30 protein-coding genes are annotated in these 16,465 nt (G+C 41.4%); all 30 read right to left on the reverse strand.

Annotation, left to right across the window (positions count from 1 at the left end):
- Nucleotides 1-108: 108 nt before the first annotated feature.
- Nucleotides 109-1,401 (reverse strand): phosphopyruvate hydratase, encoded by a 1,293-nt coding sequence (gene eno, locus BLS64_RS10300; protein WP_093113451.1) that lies wholly within the window; start codon nt 1,399-1,401, stop codon nt 109-111.
- Between the two features lie 158 nt (nt 1,402-1,559).
- Nucleotides 1,560-2,672: a glutamine-hydrolyzing carbamoyl-phosphate synthase small subunit gene (carA, locus tag BLS64_RS10305; RefSeq protein WP_093113452.1), complete on the reverse strand. Its 1,113-nt coding sequence runs from the start codon at nt 2,670-2,672 to the stop codon at nt 1,560-1,562.
- Between the two features lie 134 nt (nt 2,673-2,806).
- Nucleotides 2,807-3,298, reverse strand: coding sequence for a 50S ribosomal protein L17 (gene rplQ / locus BLS64_RS10310; RefSeq protein ID WP_093113453.1), 492 nt, complete (start codon nt 3,296-3,298; stop codon nt 2,807-2,809).
- Nucleotides 3,299-3,395: 97 nt separating this feature from the next.
- Complete coding sequence (locus BLS64_RS10315) at nt 3,396-4,388, reverse strand: DNA-directed RNA polymerase subunit alpha (RefSeq protein WP_093113454.1); 993 nt, start codon at nt 4,386-4,388, stop codon at nt 3,396-3,398.
- A gap of 20 nt (nt 4,389-4,408) precedes the next feature.
- The gene (gene rpsD / locus BLS64_RS10320) at nt 4,409-5,014 is read right to left on the reverse strand and encodes a 30S ribosomal protein S4 (RefSeq protein ID WP_093113455.1); all 606 of its coding nucleotides are present in this window, start codon (nt 5,012-5,014) and stop codon (nt 4,409-4,411) included.
- An 86-nt stretch (nt 5,015-5,100) separates the two neighbouring features.
- A complete protein-coding gene (gene rpsK, locus BLS64_RS10325) occupies nt 5,101-5,490 on the reverse strand; it encodes a 30S ribosomal protein S11 (protein WP_093113456.1) in 390 nt (129 codons plus the stop codon).
- 8 nt (nt 5,491-5,498) lie between these two features.
- Nucleotides 5,499-5,873, reverse strand: a complete 375-nt coding sequence (gene rpsM / locus BLS64_RS10330) for a 30S ribosomal protein S13 (RefSeq protein ID WP_093113457.1) — start codon at nt 5,871-5,873, stop codon at nt 5,499-5,501.
- Nucleotides 5,874-5,875: 2 nt separating this feature from the next.
- Nucleotides 5,876-5,992: a type B 50S ribosomal protein L36 gene (gene ykgO / locus BLS64_RS10335; RefSeq protein ID WP_037325435.1), complete on the reverse strand. Its 117-nt coding sequence runs from the start codon at nt 5,990-5,992 to the stop codon at nt 5,876-5,878.
- A gap of 5 nt (nt 5,993-5,997) precedes the next feature.
- Entirely contained in the window at nt 5,998-6,213 is a 216-nt protein-coding gene (gene infA, locus BLS64_RS10340) for a translation initiation factor IF-1 (RefSeq protein ID WP_093228656.1), read from the reverse strand.
- A 1-nt stretch (nt 6,214) separates the two neighbouring features.
- A complete protein-coding gene (secY, locus tag BLS64_RS10345) occupies nt 6,215-7,552 on the reverse strand; it encodes a preprotein translocase subunit SecY (protein ID WP_093113458.1) in 1,338 nt (445 codons plus the stop codon).
- An 11-nt stretch (nt 7,553-7,563) separates the two neighbouring features.
- Nucleotides 7,564-8,016: a 50S ribosomal protein L15 gene (rplO, locus tag BLS64_RS10350; RefSeq protein WP_093113459.1), complete on the reverse strand. Its 453-nt coding sequence runs from the start codon at nt 8,014-8,016 to the stop codon at nt 7,564-7,566.
- A 9-nt stretch (nt 8,017-8,025) separates the two neighbouring features.
- Complete coding sequence (gene rpmD, locus BLS64_RS10355) at nt 8,026-8,208, reverse strand: 50S ribosomal protein L30 (RefSeq protein WP_093113460.1); 183 nt, start codon at nt 8,206-8,208, stop codon at nt 8,026-8,028.
- Nucleotides 8,209-8,220: 12 nt separating this feature from the next.
- Nucleotides 8,221-8,745 carry a 30S ribosomal protein S5 gene (gene rpsE / locus BLS64_RS10360; RefSeq protein WP_029037144.1) on the reverse strand — a complete coding sequence of 175 codons (525 nt, stop codon included), beginning with the start codon at nt 8,743-8,745 and terminating at the stop codon, nt 8,221-8,223.
- A 5-nt stretch (nt 8,746-8,750) separates the two neighbouring features.
- Entirely contained in the window at nt 8,751-9,107 is a 357-nt protein-coding gene (gene rplR / locus BLS64_RS10365) for a 50S ribosomal protein L18 (protein WP_093113461.1), read from the reverse strand.
- An 11-nt stretch (nt 9,108-9,118) separates the two neighbouring features.
- Complete coding sequence (rplF, locus tag BLS64_RS10370) at nt 9,119-9,661, reverse strand: 50S ribosomal protein L6 (protein WP_093113462.1); 543 nt, start codon at nt 9,659-9,661, stop codon at nt 9,119-9,121.
- An 18-nt stretch (nt 9,662-9,679) separates the two neighbouring features.
- Nucleotides 9,680-10,078, reverse strand: coding sequence for a 30S ribosomal protein S8 (rpsH, locus tag BLS64_RS10375; protein WP_093113463.1), 399 nt, complete (start codon nt 10,076-10,078; stop codon nt 9,680-9,682).
- 68 nt (nt 10,079-10,146) lie between these two features.
- Complete coding sequence (gene rpsN / locus BLS64_RS10380) at nt 10,147-10,416, reverse strand: 30S ribosomal protein S14 (RefSeq protein ID WP_093113464.1); 270 nt, start codon at nt 10,414-10,416, stop codon at nt 10,147-10,149.
- Between the two features lie 2 nt (nt 10,417-10,418).
- Nucleotides 10,419-10,970: a 50S ribosomal protein L5 gene (gene rplE, locus BLS64_RS10385; RefSeq protein WP_093113465.1), complete on the reverse strand. Its 552-nt coding sequence runs from the start codon at nt 10,968-10,970 to the stop codon at nt 10,419-10,421.
- 2 nt (nt 10,971-10,972) lie between these two features.
- Nucleotides 10,973-11,284, reverse strand: coding sequence for a 50S ribosomal protein L24 (gene rplX, locus BLS64_RS10390; RefSeq protein WP_093113466.1), 312 nt, complete (start codon nt 11,282-11,284; stop codon nt 10,973-10,975).
- A 13-nt stretch (nt 11,285-11,297) separates the two neighbouring features.
- Nucleotides 11,298-11,666 carry a 50S ribosomal protein L14 gene (rplN, locus tag BLS64_RS10395; RefSeq protein WP_093113467.1) on the reverse strand — a complete coding sequence of 123 codons (369 nt, stop codon included), beginning with the start codon at nt 11,664-11,666 and terminating at the stop codon, nt 11,298-11,300.
- A gap of 2 nt (nt 11,667-11,668) precedes the next feature.
- On the reverse strand, nt 11,669-11,926 hold the full coding sequence (gene rpsQ, locus BLS64_RS10400) for a 30S ribosomal protein S17 (protein ID WP_093113468.1): 258 nt from the start codon (nt 11,924-11,926) through the stop codon (nt 11,669-11,671).
- Between the two features lie 17 nt (nt 11,927-11,943).
- On the reverse strand, nt 11,944-12,135 hold the full coding sequence (gene rpmC / locus BLS64_RS10405; RefSeq protein ID WP_093113469.1) for a 50S ribosomal protein L29: 192 nt from the start codon (nt 12,133-12,135) through the stop codon (nt 11,944-11,946).
- Between the two features lie 11 nt (nt 12,136-12,146).
- Entirely contained in the window at nt 12,147-12,566 is a 420-nt protein-coding gene (gene rplP, locus BLS64_RS10410) for a 50S ribosomal protein L16 (protein ID WP_093113470.1), read from the reverse strand.
- A 19-nt stretch (nt 12,567-12,585) separates the two neighbouring features.
- Nucleotides 12,586-13,308, reverse strand: coding sequence for a 30S ribosomal protein S3 (gene rpsC / locus BLS64_RS10415; RefSeq protein ID WP_093113471.1), 723 nt, complete (start codon nt 13,306-13,308; stop codon nt 12,586-12,588).
- Between the two features lie 8 nt (nt 13,309-13,316).
- On the reverse strand, nt 13,317-13,724 hold the full coding sequence (gene rplV / locus BLS64_RS10420; protein ID WP_093113472.1) for a 50S ribosomal protein L22: 408 nt from the start codon (nt 13,722-13,724) through the stop codon (nt 13,317-13,319).
- 8 nt (nt 13,725-13,732) lie between these two features.
- Nucleotides 13,733-14,011 (reverse strand): 30S ribosomal protein S19, encoded by a 279-nt coding sequence (rpsS, locus tag BLS64_RS10425; RefSeq protein WP_029037132.1) that lies wholly within the window; start codon nt 14,009-14,011, stop codon nt 13,733-13,735.
- Nucleotides 14,012-14,017: 6 nt separating this feature from the next.
- Nucleotides 14,018-14,845, reverse strand: a complete 828-nt coding sequence (gene rplB / locus BLS64_RS10430; RefSeq protein ID WP_093113473.1) for a 50S ribosomal protein L2 — start codon at nt 14,843-14,845, stop codon at nt 14,018-14,020.
- Nucleotides 14,846-14,854: 9 nt separating this feature from the next.
- Entirely contained in the window at nt 14,855-15,145 is a 291-nt protein-coding gene (gene rplW / locus BLS64_RS10435) for a 50S ribosomal protein L23 (RefSeq protein WP_029037130.1), read from the reverse strand.
- 5 nt (nt 15,146-15,150) lie between these two features.
- Complete coding sequence (rplD, locus tag BLS64_RS10440) at nt 15,151-15,780, reverse strand: 50S ribosomal protein L4 (protein ID WP_093113474.1); 630 nt, start codon at nt 15,778-15,780, stop codon at nt 15,151-15,153.
- Entirely contained in the window at nt 15,780-16,391 is a 612-nt protein-coding gene (gene rplC, locus BLS64_RS10445) for a 50S ribosomal protein L3 (RefSeq protein WP_093113475.1), read from the reverse strand. The genes rplD and rplC overlap by 1 nt, the downstream gene beginning before the upstream one ends.
- Between the last annotated feature and the right edge of the window lie 74 nt (nt 16,392-16,465).

The following is a 16,465-nucleotide window of genomic DNA, read 5'->3' on the forward strand; positions in this document are numbered from 1 at the left end:
AAAATTAGGAACTAAGATCTACCTAAAATATGATGCTCATCAGGTTTAAAACGCAAAAAACCTTTCCGGGCAGGGAAAGGTTTTAATGAATTTTTATTTCTTCGGAAATTATTTCTTCACCTTGAAAGCTTTTTCCTGCGGAAAGTAAGCCACAGTACCAAGTTCCTCCTCAATTCGTAATAACTGATTGTACTTGGCCATACGGTCACTTCTGGATGCAGATCCTGTTTTGATCTGTCCGGTGTTAAGAGCTACTGCAAGATCTGCAATGGTATTATCTTCTGTCTCTCCCGAACGGTGAGACATTACCGAAGTATAACCTGCATTATGCGCCATGTTCACAGCCGAAATAGTTTCGGTAAGGGTACCTATCTGATTCACCTTTATAAGAATGGAATTCGCGATCTTATTTTCTATACCTTTTGAAAGACGCTCCACATTGGTCACGAAGAGATCATCTCCCACAAGTTGCACTTTATCACCGATCTTGTCGGTAAGGGCTTTCCACCCGTCCCAGTCGTTCTCATCCATTCCGTCCTCGATAGAGATGATCGGGTATTTTTCAGCTAAAGAAGCAAGGTATTCAGCCTGCTCTTCACTGCTTCTTATTTCACCACTTTCACCTTCGAACTTTGTGTAATCGTATTTTCCATTTTCATAGAATTCGGCAGCAGCACAATCGAGCGCGATCATCACTTCCTCTCCGGGTTTATAACCAGCATTTTTGATAGACTCTAAAATGGTATCCAGAGCATCTTCTGTTCCGTCAAGAGTTGGTGCGAACCCACCTTCATCTCCCACGGCTGTGCTCAGACTGCGTTTATGAAGCACTTTTTTAAGGTTATGGAAGATCTCTGTACCCATTTTTAAGGCTTCGGAAAAATTCTTCGCCTTTACCGGCATCACCATGAATTCCTGGAAAGCGATAGGCGCGTCTGAGTGTGAACCTCCGTTGATGATATTCATCATAGGCACAGGAAGGGTATTGGCACTCACCCCTCCCACATACCTGTAAAGCGGCATGTTCAGTTCGGCAGCGGCGGCCTTGGCCACGGCAAGGGAAACCCCTAAAATTGCGTTGGCTCCTAATTTCGATTTATTGGGAGTCCCGTCTATCTCGATCATTGCCTGGTCGATCAAATTCTGGTCAAAAACTGAATATCCCAATAATTCTTCGGCAATTACTTCATTTACGTTCTTAACGGCCTGGGAAACTCCTTTCCCCATATAATCCTTGCCGCCGTCACGCAACTCGACAGCTTCATGCTCCCCGGTAGAGGCCCCAGAAGGTACTGCAGCCCTTCCAACGAATCCGTTTTCGGTTTCAACATCTACTTCAACGGTTGGATTTCCGCGGGAATCAAAGATCTGACGGGCATGTATATTGATTATAATACTCATAGCTTTATATTTTCTTGATTAGCCACTGCAAGATACGAATACTTAGAAAAAAAGGTAAAAGCCATTGCGCTTACTTCAATGGCTTTCACATAATTTTATCAACGAATACGATTTAGTTCTTAAAAAAGAAAAATCCCCGCTTTAGACGGGGATCTTTTTTAGGCTTTTTCTTTGATCATGTTGTGTATGAACTCATCAAAAAGATAGTACGCATCATTGGGCCCCGGACTAGCTTCGGGATGGTACTGCACAGAGAAACAATTCTTGTTCTTCATCCTTATTCCCGCAATGGTGTTATCATTAAGATGTTTATGAGTGATCTTCACATCTGGATGTGCAGCTGTCTCCTCTTCACTAACAGTGAAGCCGTGGTTCTGAGAAGTGATCTCTCCCTTACCTGTCTCCAGGTTCATCACAGGATGATTGATACCCCTGTGGCCATGGTGCATCTTATACGTGGAAATGCCATTTGCCAGTGCAATGATCTGGTGCCCCAGACAAATTCCGAAGAGAGGTTTATCCTCTTCCATGATATCTTTAGCAACCTGTATCACCCCCTCAAGCGGTCTTGGATCACCGGGACCGTTAGAAAGCAGGTAACCATGAGCCCCCCATTCCTTCATTTCCGCGTAGCTCGTATTGTAAGGAAATACTTTACAGTAAACATCCCGTCTTTCAAGATGTCTTAAAATGTTCCTTTTCACCCCTACATCCAGCACAGCCACTTTATATTTAGCATCTTCAGATCCGAAGAAATACGGCTCTTTAGTAGAGACCTTTGACGCGAGTTCCAGTCCGTCCATATTAGGCACCTCAGAAAGTTCCTTTTTAAGGGCATCCATATCTTCAAAATCGGTCGTGATCACCGCGTTCATAGCCCCGTTTTCCCGGATATAAGTTACCAACGCCCTGGTATCAACATCTGAAATGGCAAAAAGGTTGCTCTTACCAAGAAAATCCTGAAGAGACATATCTGCCGCGGGACGCGAATGATAGTAACTGAAGTTCTTACAGATCAAACCGGAGATCTGTGCCGTATCTGCTTCTTCTTCAAGCTCATTGGTACCGTAGTTCCCAATATGGGCATTGGTGGTCACCATGATCTGCCCAAAGTAAGAAGGATCTGTAAATATTTCCTGATAGCCGGTCATCCCGGTATTAAAGCAAACTTCCCCAAAAGCTTTTCCATCCTGGTCGCCCACAGCCTTTCCGTGGAAAACAGTTCCGTCTTCCAACAACACTATCGCTTTTTTTCTTGTTTGATATTTCATAGAATAAACGGGTTTAAGATTTTTACCCTTTTTCAGCTTTTAAACACCAGCCGAAAAATGTGATTAGACAATATAAAAAAAGGATAAGCTTTTAATCGCTTATCCTTTTAAAAATTTATGAAGTAAGAATCATTTTATTCCTCTTTTCCTTCGTTGCTTTTATTCTCAGTAGCCTCTGGAGCCTTCTGTGAAGTATCGGCAGATTTCTTAGACCTACCAGCCCTACGAGTAGATTTCTTCTTCTCTGGCTTGTTCACATTATAAGTCTCGTTGTAGTCAACCAGTTCGATAAGCGCCATATCAGCGTTATCTCCCAAACGGTTCCCTAACTTGATGATCCTGGTATATCCTCCCGGACGATCACCAACTTTAGGCGCTACTTCGCGGAACAATTCAGAAATTGCGTTCTTGTCACGCAATTTGCTCATAACGATCCTTCTGTTGTGAGTAGTATCTTCTTTAGACTTGGTCACTAAAGGTTCCACGAACTGCTTTAAAGCTTTCGCCTTGGCAACAGTGGTGTTGATGCGCTTATGTTCGATAAGTGAACAAGCCATGTTGGCCAACATCGCCTTGCGATGCGCAGTTTTTCTACCTAAGTGGTTTATTTTTTTTCCGTGTCTCATGACATTTTTTGTTTCATCATCTTGCTGCGACCCATTTTGAGGAGCAAATTATGATGGTTAAAATTATAATTTTTGACAGTTGCGTATTAAACCGCGACTAGTCTTTATCAAGTTTATATTTTGAAAGATCCATTCCGAAATTCAATCCTTTGTTGTTTACAAGCTCTTCAAGCTCGGTCAAAGATTTCTTTCCAAAGTTACGGAACTTCATCAAGTCGTTTTTGTTGTATGATACAAGATCCCCAAGTGTATCCACTTCAGCAGCCTTAAGGCAGTTAAGTGCTCTCACTGAAAGATCCATATCAACCAACTTGGTTTTCAACAACTGACGCATATGAAGAGATTCCTCATCATAAGTTTCAGTTTGTGCAATTTCATCGGCCTCCAGCGTAATGCGCTCATCAGAGAACAGCATAAAGTGGTGGATCAAAGTCTTGGCAGCTTCTGTCAAGGCATCTTTTGGATGAATTGAACCATCTGTGATGATCTCAAAAACCAGCTTTTCATAGTCGGTCTTTTGCTCTACACGATAGTTCTCGATGCTATACTTCACATTTTTCACCGGAGTGTAAATAGAGTCGGTATAGATAGTACCCAAAGGCGCATTGGCTTTCTTGTTCTCTTCAGCAGGAACATATCCTCTACCTTTTTCTACGGTCACCTCCATGTTAAGGTTTACCTTTTTATCCATATTACAGATCACAAGATCTGGGTTTAGGATCTGGAAACCAGAGATAAACTTTTGGAAGTGTCCTGCGGTAAGCTGCTCCTGACCTGATACAGAAATTGTAACGGCTTCATTGTCTATTTCATCAATTTGCCTCTTGAACCTGATTTGTTTCAGGTTTAGAATAATTTCGGTTACATCTTCCACTACCCCGGGGATAGTAGAGAATTCGTGATCTACTCCTTCCATACGGACTGAAGTGATCGCAAACCCTTCAAGTGAAGATAACAGTACTCTCCTTAAAGCGTTACCAACGGTCAATCCATAACCGGGTTCCAAAGGGCGGAATTCAAATTTCCCTTCGAAATCGGTTGAATCAATCATTATAACTTTATCGGGCTTCTGAAAATTTAATATTGCCATATTACGACTTCTGTGAATTATTATTTCGAATATAATTCGACGATGAATTGTTCATTTATATTTTCCGGAATTTGGACTCTTGCCGGAACAGAAACATAAGTTCCTTCTTTTGTTTCGTTGTTGAATGTGATCCATTCGTAAACATTGCTGGTATTAGCCAATGAATCCTGGATGGCGGTTAAGGATTTAGATTTCTCTCTTACTCCAACAATATCTCCGGCCTTAAGCTGGTAAGAAGGAATGTTAACTAATTCACCATTTACAGTAATGTGTCTGTGAGAAACTAATTGTCTTGCACCACGTCTAGATGGAGCAATACCCATTCTGTAAACAACGTTATCTAAACGAGACTCACAAAGTTGTAAAAGCACCTCACCGGTAATTCCCTGTGCACGGGTAGCTTTTTCAAACATGTTTCTGAATTGACGCTCAAGGATCCCGTAGGTATACTTGGCTTTTTGCTTCTCCATCAACTGGACAGCGTATTCAGATTTTTTACCACGACGACGGTTGTTACCGTGTTGCCCCGGAGGGTAATTTCTTTTTTCGAAAGACTTATCGTCTCCAAAAATAGCTTCCCCGAATTTACGGGCGATTTTAGTCTTTGGACCAGTATATCTTGCCATTGAAAATTTGATTTAAAGCAAGCGATCAGGAATTAAGGTCACTGTCCTTCGCTGATCTCTTTGCTTACTTTTATTATACTTATTAATTAAACTCTACGTCTTTTAGGAGGACGACATCCGTTGTGTGGAAGCGGAGTAATATCGATGATCTCGGTTACTTCGATTCCTGCATTGTGAAGGGAACGAATGGCAGATTCTCTACCGTTTCCTGGTCCTTTCACAAATACTTTCACTTTGCGCAAACCGGCTTCGTGAGCCACTTTAGACGCATCTTCAGCAGCTAGCTGAGCTGCATAAGGAGTGTTCTTCTTAGATCCTCTAAAGCCCATTTTACCGGCTGAAGACCAAGAGATCACATCTCCTTTTTTATTGGTTAAGGAAATAATAATGTTGTTGAAAGAAGCAGTAACATGCGCTTCTCCAATAGACTCAACATTTACCTTACGTTTCTTTTGAGTTACTTTAGCTTTTGCCATCCTACTTATTATTTAGTTGCTTTCTTCTTGTTGGCAACTGTTTTTCTTCTTCCTTTTCTTGTTCTGGAGTTGTTCTTGGTTCTTTGTCCTCTTAACGGTAATCCCGCTCTGTGACGAATTCCTCTGTAACTTCCAATATCCATCAAGCGCTTGATGCTCAATTGAACTTCTGAACGTAATTCTCCTTCGATCTTATACTCACCAACAGTTTCACGAATTCTTCCGATCTCGTCGTCATTCCAGTCTGAAACTTTCTTATCTTCTTCTACGTTGGCAGCCTTAAGGATCTCCTGAGCTCTGCTCTTTCCAATTCCGAAGATATAGGTCAATGCTATAACGCCTCGCTTTTGTTTTGGTATATCAACACCTGCAATTCTAGCCATAACTACCCTTGTCTTTGTTTAAATTTTGGATTCTTTTTGTTAATTACGTACAGTCTGCCTTTTCTACGCACAATCTTGCACTCGGCACTTCTTTTTTTAATTGATGCTCTAACTTTCATAGTTATTAGTATCTGTAAGTTATTCGAGCCTTAGATAAATCATACGGGCTCATTTCTAATTTCACTTTGTCCCCAGGCAATAACTTAATATAATGCATGCGCATTTTACCTGAAATATGTGCGGTCACAACGTGACCATTTTCTAATTCCACCCGGATCATGGCATTTGACAATGCCTCAATGATCGTTCCGTCTTGTTCTATCGCCGGTTGTTTTGCCATATTATGCTACTGCTTTTCTGTTTTTCCCGGTTTTCATTAACCCATCATAGTGTCTATTCAACAGGTAAGAATTCACCTGCTGCATAGTGTCAATTGCAACTCCAACCATGATCAATAACGAAGTACCGCCAAAGAACAATGCCCAGCCTGCCTGCACACCAAGCAGGGAAACGATAATTGCAGGGAACACTGCGATGATCGCCAGAAATATAGAACCCGGTAGGGTAATTTGTGACATAATCCTGTCTAAAAATTCGGCAGTTTCAGTACCGGGACGGATCCCAGGAATGAAACCTCCACTTCGCTTCAAATCATCAGCCATTTTATTGGTAGGCACTGTAATCGCGGTGTAAAAGTACGTAAAAATAATGATTAACAACGCGAACACTAAATTGTACCAAAATCCGAAGATATCACTAAAGGCGGCAGTTACTCCCTGCGCGGTCTCAGACTGTGACAGTCCGGCTACCGCCGCCGGGATGAACATGATCGCCTGCGCGAATATGATCGGCATTACCCCAGAAGCGTTAAGCTTAAGAGGAATATATTGTCTTGATCCAAAAACGTTCTTCTCGTACCCGCCTGTAGCCGTTCTTCTGGCATATTGTACAGGTATCTGTCGAACAGCCATCACCAACATTACACTTCCAAGGATGATCGCGAACCAGATCACCAGTTCGATCAGGATCATAATAAGACCTCCGTTGGATTCGAATACTCTGGAAACAAACTCCTGAATAAATGCCTGCGGCAAGGTTGCGATGATACCCACCATAATCAATAGTGAGATACCATTTCCAATACCTTTATCAGTGATCTTCTCACCCAGCCACATCGCAAAGATGGTTCCTGTAGCAAGTATGATCACAGAAGACACTACGAAAGTCACGTTATTTCCAAGTAGAAAAGCGCTAGATGGCAGGGTTGCAAACAGGTTATAGATATACCCGGGTCCCTGCACCAGTGTAATGGCAATGGTCAACCATCTTGTGATCTGGTTGATCCTTCTTCTCCCGCTTTCTCCTTCCTTTTGAAGTTTTTGAAGGTAAGGAACCGCGATTCCCATCAACTGAACTACAATAGAGGCAGAAATATAAGGCATGATCCCCAGTGCAAATACAGAGGCATTAGAAAATGCACCCCCGGTAAAGGCGTTCAACAATCCCAGCAATCCACCTTCTGTCTGGGTAGACAAGTTAGCTAGTTGAGAGGCATCTATTCCCGGTAGTACTACCTGTGCACCAAAGCGATACACCAACAACAGACCGAGGGTCACTAAAATTCTATTTTTTAGCTCCTCGATCTTCCAGATATTCTTTAATGTATTGATGAATTTCATGTGCTTATCTATTATAAAGTAACAGCTTCACCACCAGCCGCTTCAATAGCTTGCTTTGCTGAGGCAGTAAATTTATGAACAGATATTTTCAACTTAGCTTTCAATTCTCCTCTACCTAATATCTTTACCAATTCGTTCTTGGTTGCCAAACCATTCTCAATAAGAACGTTCATGTCAACCGTATCCTTCACTTTACCATTATCAACTAAAGTTTGAAGGGTATCAAGGTTGATTCCCTGGTATTCTTTACGGTTGATATTGTTAAATCCGAATTTTGGCACACGTCTTTGAAGTGGCATTTGCCCACCTTCAAATCCTATCTTTCTGGAGTAACCAGAACGTGACTTGGCCCCTTTGTGACCACGGGTTGCGGTTCCACCTTTACCCGATCCTTCACCACGACCAACACGCTTATTGTTACTTTGAACTGAACCTTTTGCAGGTTTTAAGTTACTTAAATCCATGTGAGTTTCTTATTTCGTTTCCTCAGTGGAAACCAAGTGTTTTACTTTACTTACCATACCAAGGATGTTTGGCGTATTCTCGTGCTCCACAACCTGACCAATCTTCTTAAGACCAAGTGCTTCCAAAGTACGTTTTTGGTTCTGAGTGCGTTTGATGGCACTTTTTACCTGAGTTACTTTTATCTTTCCCATTTTTCCTTGTTATTATCCTTTAAAAACCTTTTCAAGCGAGATTCCGCGTTGCTTGGCAACAGTCTCAGCACTTCTTAATTGCAATAAAGCATCAAAAGTAGCTTTTACCACGTTGTGTGGGTTGGAAGATCCCTGGTTCTTTGAAAGTACATCATGCACTCCAACAGACTCCAGTACCGCACGAATCGCACCACCGGCGATAACCCCTGTACCAGGCGCTGCCGGAAGAAGCATTACACGTGCTCCACCGTATTTTCCTTTTTGCTCGTGTGGTAGCGTACCCTTGTTCAATGGGATACGCACCAGGTTTTTCTTTGCGTCTTCTACTGCTTTAGAAATAGCGTCTGCTACCTCTTTAGATTTTCCTAACCCGTGGCCTACAACCCCGTTTTCGTCACCTACAACTACAATAGCAGAAAAACCAAAAGCTCTACCACCTTTTGTAACTTTAGTAACACGTTGCACACCAACCAATCGGTCTTTTAATTCAAGACCTCCCGGCTTTACAAGTTCTACGTTTTTATAATCCTGATACATATCTTCTAGAATTTAAGTCCTCCTTCGCGAGCACCTTCTGCTAATGATTTTACTCTTCCGTGGTACAAATAACCGCTTCTGTCAAAAGAAATGGTATCAATACCTGCTTTCAAGGCCTTTTCAGCAATAGCTTTACCTACTAAAGCTGCCTGTTCTCTCTTGTTACCTTCCGAAGAAGCAACATCTTTGTCTCTTGAAGAAGCGGCAACAATGGTAGTTCCATCCTCGTCATTCACTATCTGAGCATAAATTTCTTTATTGCTTCTGAATACTGACAATCTTGGACGCGCTCCAGTACCGACGATATCCTTACGGATTCTCTTCTTAATTTTATTTCTTCTATCTTGTTTTGACACTGCCATAACTAAACTTATTAAGCTGATTTACCTGCTTTTCTTCTCAATTGCTCTCCAACGAATTTAATACCTTTTCCTTTGTAAGGTTCAGGTTTTCTGAAAGAACGAATTTTCGCAGCTACCTGGCCTACCAATTGCTTGTCATAAGAGGTCAATTTCACGATAGGGTTCTTCCCTTTCTCAGAAATTGTCTCCACCTTAATTTCAGGGGCCAAATCTAAGATAATGTTATGAGAGTACCCAATGGCAAGATCTAATTTCTGACCTTGATTGGATGCCCTGTATCCAACACCTACTAATTCCAGCTCTTTTGTAAAGCCGTTAGAAACCCCTTCGATCATGTTCATGATCAAAGCACGGTATAATCCGTGTTTGGCTTTCTGATCTTTTTTCTCTGAAGGGCGCTCAAAAGTGATCACGTTATCCTCGATCTTAACATCGATATCCTGAACCTCCTGAGTAAGCTCTCCTAATTTTCCTTTTACCGTAACAACTCCGTCCTTAAGGTCTACAGTAACACCTTCGGGAATTGTGATCGGGCTTTTACCTATTCTTGACATTTCTTTTCGTCTTTAAAATTAGTAAACGTAGCACAATACCTCACCACCAACTTTCTCTTGCTGAGCCTGCTTCCCGGTCATTACACCGTGAGAAGTAGAAACGATAGCAATACCCAAACCATTCAAGATTCGAGGCAGTTCATTGGCACCGGCATACTTACGCAAACCAGGTTTACTTATTCGCTGAATTTTCTTGATCACAGGCTCTTTAGTTATCTTGTCGTACTTAAGAGCGATCTTGATGCTCCCCTGAGCGGTAGAGTCATCAAACTTGTAACTAAGAATATATCCCTGGTCGAATAATATCTTGGTAATTTCCTTTTTAAGATTAGAAGCCGGGATCTCTACCACTCTATGGTTGGCAGCGACCGCATTTCTAATTCTTGTTAAATAATCTGCAATAGGATCTGTATTCATCTATCTTAATTTGCGAATGTGGTTTTCTACAGGTACATCCCGAAGAACCTTCATTCAATTTATAATTCTTACCAACTAGCCTTTTTAACTCCTGGAATTAATCCGTTGTTCGCCATTTCGCGGAAAGTTACCCTTGAAATACCAAACTGCCTCATGTACCCTCTAGGCCTTCCGGTCAATTTGCAACGATTGTGCAAACGAACAGGAGATGAGTTTTTTGGAAGTTTCTGTAGTGCTTCGTAGTCACCAGCCTCTTTAAGAGCCTTGCGCTTTTCAGCATACTTCTCTACCAGTTTTTGTCTCTTCACCTCACGGGCTTTCATTGATTCTTTAGCCATAATTAATTCTTTTTAAAAGGTAATCCTAGTTCGGTTAACAATGATTTTGCTTCTTTATCGGTATTGGCAGAAGTCACAAAGGTAATATCCATACCATTGATCCTATTTACCTTATCGATATCGATCTCTGGGAAGATGATCTGCTCGGTGATCCCGAGGTTGTAGTTTCCTCTTCCGTCAAAACCAGTAGCCTTGATACCGTTGAAATCACGCACACGTGGAAGTGCAGAAGTGATCAAACGATCTAAAAATTCATACATTCTCTCTCCACGTAAAGTAACTTTTGCACCAATAGGCATTCCTTTACGAAGTTTGAAAGAAGCAACGTCTTTTTTAGAAATGGTCGCAACCGCTTTTTGACCGGTAATAGCTGTTAATTCATCAACAGCATGGTCAATAAGTTTCTTGTCTGCAACAGCAGCTCCAACTCCGCGGCTCACTACGATCTTCTGTAGTTTAGGAACCTCCATTACGTTGGAGTAGCTGAATTCTTCTGTAAGAGAAGAGATCACTCTCTCTTTATACTCTTGCTTAAGTCTTGGTACGTATGCCATAACTAAATTACTTCATTAGATTTTTTGGAAAACCTTACTTTCTTCCCATCCTCTTCTCTATATCCAACTCTGGTGGCATCACCATTCTTGTCGATCAATGACAAGTTGGAGATATGAATAGGAGCTTCCTTCTTCTTGATTCCTCCCTGTGGATTGGCAGCACTTGGCTTCTCATGTTTGGATACCATGTTCACGCCTTCCACGATTGCTTTATTCTTATCCAGGAAAACCTGCTGTACTTTACCTTCCTGACCTTTGTGGTCTCCGGCAGTTACCCGCACAGTATCTCCTGTTTTTATTTTAAGCTTTTTCATTTTATTTAATGTATTAAAGCACTTCTGGTGCCAATGATACAATCTTCATGAATTGCTTATCACGAAGTTCACGTGCTACAGGACCAAATACACGAGTTCCTCTCATCTCCCCTGTTGGGTTAAGCAGAACACATGCGTTATCGTCAAAACGGATGTAAGATCCGTCTGGTCTACGCACTTCTTTTTTGGTACGAACAACAACTGCTGTTGAAACTGCACCTTTTTTTACGTTTCCATTAGGTGTAGCTTCTTTTACACTGACAACGATCTTGTCTCCAACAGAAGCGTATCTCTTCTTTGTACCACCCAATACACGAATCACTAAAACTTCTTTAGCCCCGGTATTGTCAGCAACTCTTAATCTAGACTCTTGTTGTACCATAATTACTTCGCTCTTTCAATTATTTCTACTAATCTCCAGCATTTAGATTTACTCAAAGGACGAGTTTCCATGATCCTTACTGTATCTCCAATGTTGCAGTCGTTTGTTTCGTCGTGTGCCACGTATTTTTTCGTTTTCAAAACGAATTTTCCATACATGGGGTGCTTTACTTTTTTAGTTTCAGAAACCACGATTGATTTCATCATCTTATTACTGGTAACAACACCTATACGCTCTTTTCTTAAGTTTCTTTTTTCCATTTTCAGCAGAATAACACTTATTGTTGTTCTCTTTTAGTTAACTCTGTAGCAATACGCGCTATAGATCTTCTTACAGTTCTTAACTGTATCGGGTTCTCTAATGGCGATACTGCGTGAGCCATTTTTAGATCGGAATATGATTTCCTTGCCTTACCAAGTTCTTCCTGTAATTCTGCTACAGACAATTCTCTTACTTCTGATTGTTTCATAACGATTCTAATTAAGCTTGATAATCTCTAGCTACGATGAACTTAGTTTTAACAGGTAATTTTTGAGCTGCAAGGCGCAGTGCTTCCTTAGCTACATCAAAAGGAACACCTCCGATTTCGAAAAGTATTCTTCCTGGCTTTACAACTGCTGCCCAGTATTCAACAGCACCTTTACCTTTACCCATACGTACTTCAAGAGGCTTTTTAGTGATAGGCTTATCTGGAAAAATCTTGATCCAAAGTGAACCTTCCCTCTTCATATAACGGGTAGCAGCAATACGAGCCGCTTCTATTTGTCTTGCAGTCACAAAATTTGCATCAAGGGATTTGATCCCGAAAGTACCGTTAGAAAGTCTATGCCCTCTTTGAGCATTTCCTTTCATGCGGCCCTTCTGCATTTTGCGGTATTTTGTTCTTTTAGGCTGTAACATTTTTCTTTACTTTAAAAAATTACTTTCTACGACGTGATTTGTTAGCACCACCTCGTCCGGCACCGGATTTTCCTCCTTGTTTTTTGGACATGCCAACAAGTGGAGAAAGCTCTCTTTTACCGTATACCTCACCTTTCATGATCCATACTTTAACACCCAGTCTACCGTAAGTAGTGTGTGCTTCAACTAAAGCATAATCAATATCGGCTCTAAATGTTGACAATGGAATACGACCATCTTTGTATGATTCTGAACGCGCCATCTCAGCACCGTTCAAACGGCCTGAAATTTCGATCTTGATACCTTCAGCGTTCATTCTCATTGCAGCCGCAATAGCCATTTTGATCGCACGACGGTAAGAGATACGATTCTCTATCTGTCTTGCAACACTTGATGCCACTAAATGAGCGTCAAGTTCTGGCCTCTTAATTTCAAAGATGTTGATCTGAACTTCCTTGTCGGTGATCTTCTTAAGCTCTTCCTTCAGCTTGTCTACCTCCTGGCCGCCTTTCCCGATAATGATACCAGGACGTGCAGTGGTGATAGTAACGGTTACAAGCTTAAGGGTACGCTCAATGATCACTCTTGATACACTCGCTTTTGAAAGACGAGCATGGATGTACTTTCTAATCTTATCGTCTTCGGCTAATTTGTCGCCGTAGTCATTTCCTCCGTACCAGTTGGATTCCCAACCTCTAATGATACCAAGGCGATTCCCGATTGGATTTGTCTTCTGTCCCATACTCTTACTTAGCTTTGTGTATTATTGTTAGCTCCAAGCACCAAAGTAACGTGGTTGGAACGTTTTCTAATTCTGTGTGCGCGACCTTGTGGGGCAGGACGAAGTCTCTTCAACATACTTCCACCATCCACACGGATCTCTTTTACGAACAACTCAGCATCTTCGATACTTGCGTCTTCGTTCTTAGCCTGCCAGTTGGCAATGGCCGAAAGCAAAAGCTTCTCTAAACGGTTAGACGCCTCTTTCTGGCTGAATTTCAAAATTTGAAGCGCTCTTTCTACTTTTTCACCACGAACAAGATCTGCAACCAGACGCATTTTTCTTGGCGAAGTAGGGCAGTTATTCAACTTGGCAAAAGCTATTTGCTTATTAGCTTCTTTTATTTGCTCTGCTCTTTCTCTTTTACGAACTCCCATAGCTTCAATTATTTTTTACCTTTATTTTTAGCACCAGCATGACCTCTAAAAGATCTTGTTGGTGAAAATTCACCTAATTTGTGACCTACCATGTTCTCGGTAATGTAAACCGGTACAAATTGACGTCCGTTATGAACAGCAATTGTTTGCCCAACAAAATCAGGAGTGATCATAGAAGCCCTTGACCAGGTCTTAATAACCGCTTTCTTCCCAGATTCTGTGTTCTGAGCAACTTTCTGCTCCAGTTTATAGTGAACGTAAGGTCCTTTTTTTAATGAACGTGCCATATCTTATTATTTCTTTCTACGTTCTACAATATATTTATTACTCGCCTTCGTCTTAGAACGGGTTCTGAATCCTTTAGCAGGAAGTCCCTTTCTAGATCTTGGGTGACCACCAGATGCACGGCCTTCCCCACCACCCATTGGGTGATCTACTGGGTTCATCACAACCGGTCTAGTTCTTGGTCTTCTACCCAACCATCTCTTTCTACCAGCTTTACCTGATACTAACAACTGGTGGTCACTGTTAGACACAGCACCAATAGTTGCCACACAGCTCGCCAATACCCTTCTGATCTCTCCTGAAGGTAATTTGATGGTAGCGTATTTTCCCTCTCTTGCCATTAACTGAGCAAAAGCCCCTGCAGAACGAGCCATAACAGCTCCCTGACCTGGTCTCAACTCGATACAAGAGATGATAGTACCTAATGGAATATTTGCCAATGGCATAGCGTTCCCTATTTCAGGAGCACCTGCCTCGGCAGTAGATACTACATTTTGCCCAACCTGAAGTCCATTCTGAGCAATAATATATCGTTTCTCGCCATCCTGATAATTCAATAGCGCGATAAAAGCAGTTCTGTTTGGATCGTACTCAATAGAAGCGACAGTTGCAGGAATACCCTGCTTGTCTCTTTTAAAATCGATGATCCTGTAACGCTTTTTATGACCCCCACCAATATAGCGCATGGTCATTTTTCCTTGACTGTTTCTACCACCTGATCTTTTGTTCGGAGCTAATAAACTCTTCTCCGGCTTATCAGTAGTAATCGCGTCAAATCCGTTTACTACTCTAAATCGCTGACCAGGAGTGATTGGTTTTAATTTTCTAACTGACATTTTTTAATCTTAAAGATTACTATACAAATCAATAGTTTCACCTTCCGCCACCTGTACTAGTGCTTTTTTGTAAGCACTGGTTTTACCAGTAACGACTCCCGTTTTTGTGTAACGGGTTTTTCTGTCTGGGCGGACATTTATAGTACGAACTTTAGTAACTGAAACACCATAAGCAGACTCAACTGCGTCTTTAATTTCAATCTTATTCGCCTTATTATCAACTACAAAAGCGTACTTATTGTTAAGTTCGCTATCGGCTGTAGCTTTCTCTGTAATAATAGGTTTTATTAAGATACTCATAATGCTTATTTACTTAGATTCGACTCAATTCCTTCTAGAGACCCCTCTAAAAACACAATGTTATTTGCGTTTAATATTTTGTAAGTGCTTAATTCTGAGGCACTTACAACTTCAGAGGCCTTTAAATTGCGTGACGACAAATATACGTTTTTATTCGAGTCACCCAACACTATCAAAGATTTTTTCCCGTCTAACCCCAAGGCTTTCAATACTTCAATGAAATTTTTGGTCTTAGGAGTGTCGAAAGAAAAATCTTCTACAACAACAATAGAGTTGTCATTTGCCTTCATAGAAAGGGCAGATTTTCTGGCCAATCTTTTCAGGTTCTTATTCAATTTGAAAGAGTAGTTTCTTGGTCTTGGACCGAACACTCTTCCTCCTCCTTTGAAAATAGGAGATTTGATACTTCCCGCACGGGCAGTACCAGTACCTTTTTGTTTCTTGATCTTACGGGTAGAACCTGCGATCTCAGCACGTTCTTTTGCCTTGTGCGTTCCCTGACGCTGGTTGGCCAGGTATTGCTTTACATCAAGATAAACAGCATGGTTATTAGGCTCTATTGCAAAAACAGCATCAGAAAGGTTTGCCTTTCTCCCTGTTTCTTTTCCTTTAATATCTAAAACTGCTACTTCCATTACTTCTGAATGATTACGTAAGAGTTCTTGTGACCTGGAACTGCTCCTTTAACTACAAGCAGGTTCTTATCGGCTACCACTTTCAAAACTCTTAGGTTTTCTACTTTTACTTTATCGCCACCCATTCTTCCGGCCATACGCATTCCTTTGAATACTCTCGCAGGATAAGACGCAGCACCAATAGAACCAGGAGCTCTTAATCTGTTGTGCTGACCGTGAGTTGACTGTCCAACCCCACCAAAGCCGTGACGCTTTACAACACCTTGAAAACCTTTACCTTTTGAAACACCGGAAACGTCAACGAATTCGCCTTCAGTAAAATGCTCAACGGTAATGGTATCACCTAATTTGTGCTCTCCTTCAAATCCCTTGAATTCAACGACTTTGCGCATTGCTGCGGCTCCGGCTTTTTTAGCGTGCCCTTCGGCAGCCTTATTAGCAGTCTTTTTGTCATCGAAACCAAGCTGAAGAGCTTCGTACCCGTCAACCTCTTTGGTTCTGACTTGGGTAATCACACATGGACCTGCTTCAATAACGGTACAAGGAATGTTCTTTCCGTTCTCGTCAAAAATGCTGGTCATGCCAATCTTTTTTCCTATTAACCCAGACATAATTAATTATTAGTTATTAAAAATTTATTTATTTAAAAATATTCAGGATTGAAAAACACTTCCAATCCTGAATG

Source organism: Salinimicrobium catena (genome assembly GCF_900102915.1).
GTDB lineage: Bacteria > Bacteroidota > Bacteroidia > Flavobacteriales > Flavobacteriaceae > Salinimicrobium > Salinimicrobium catena.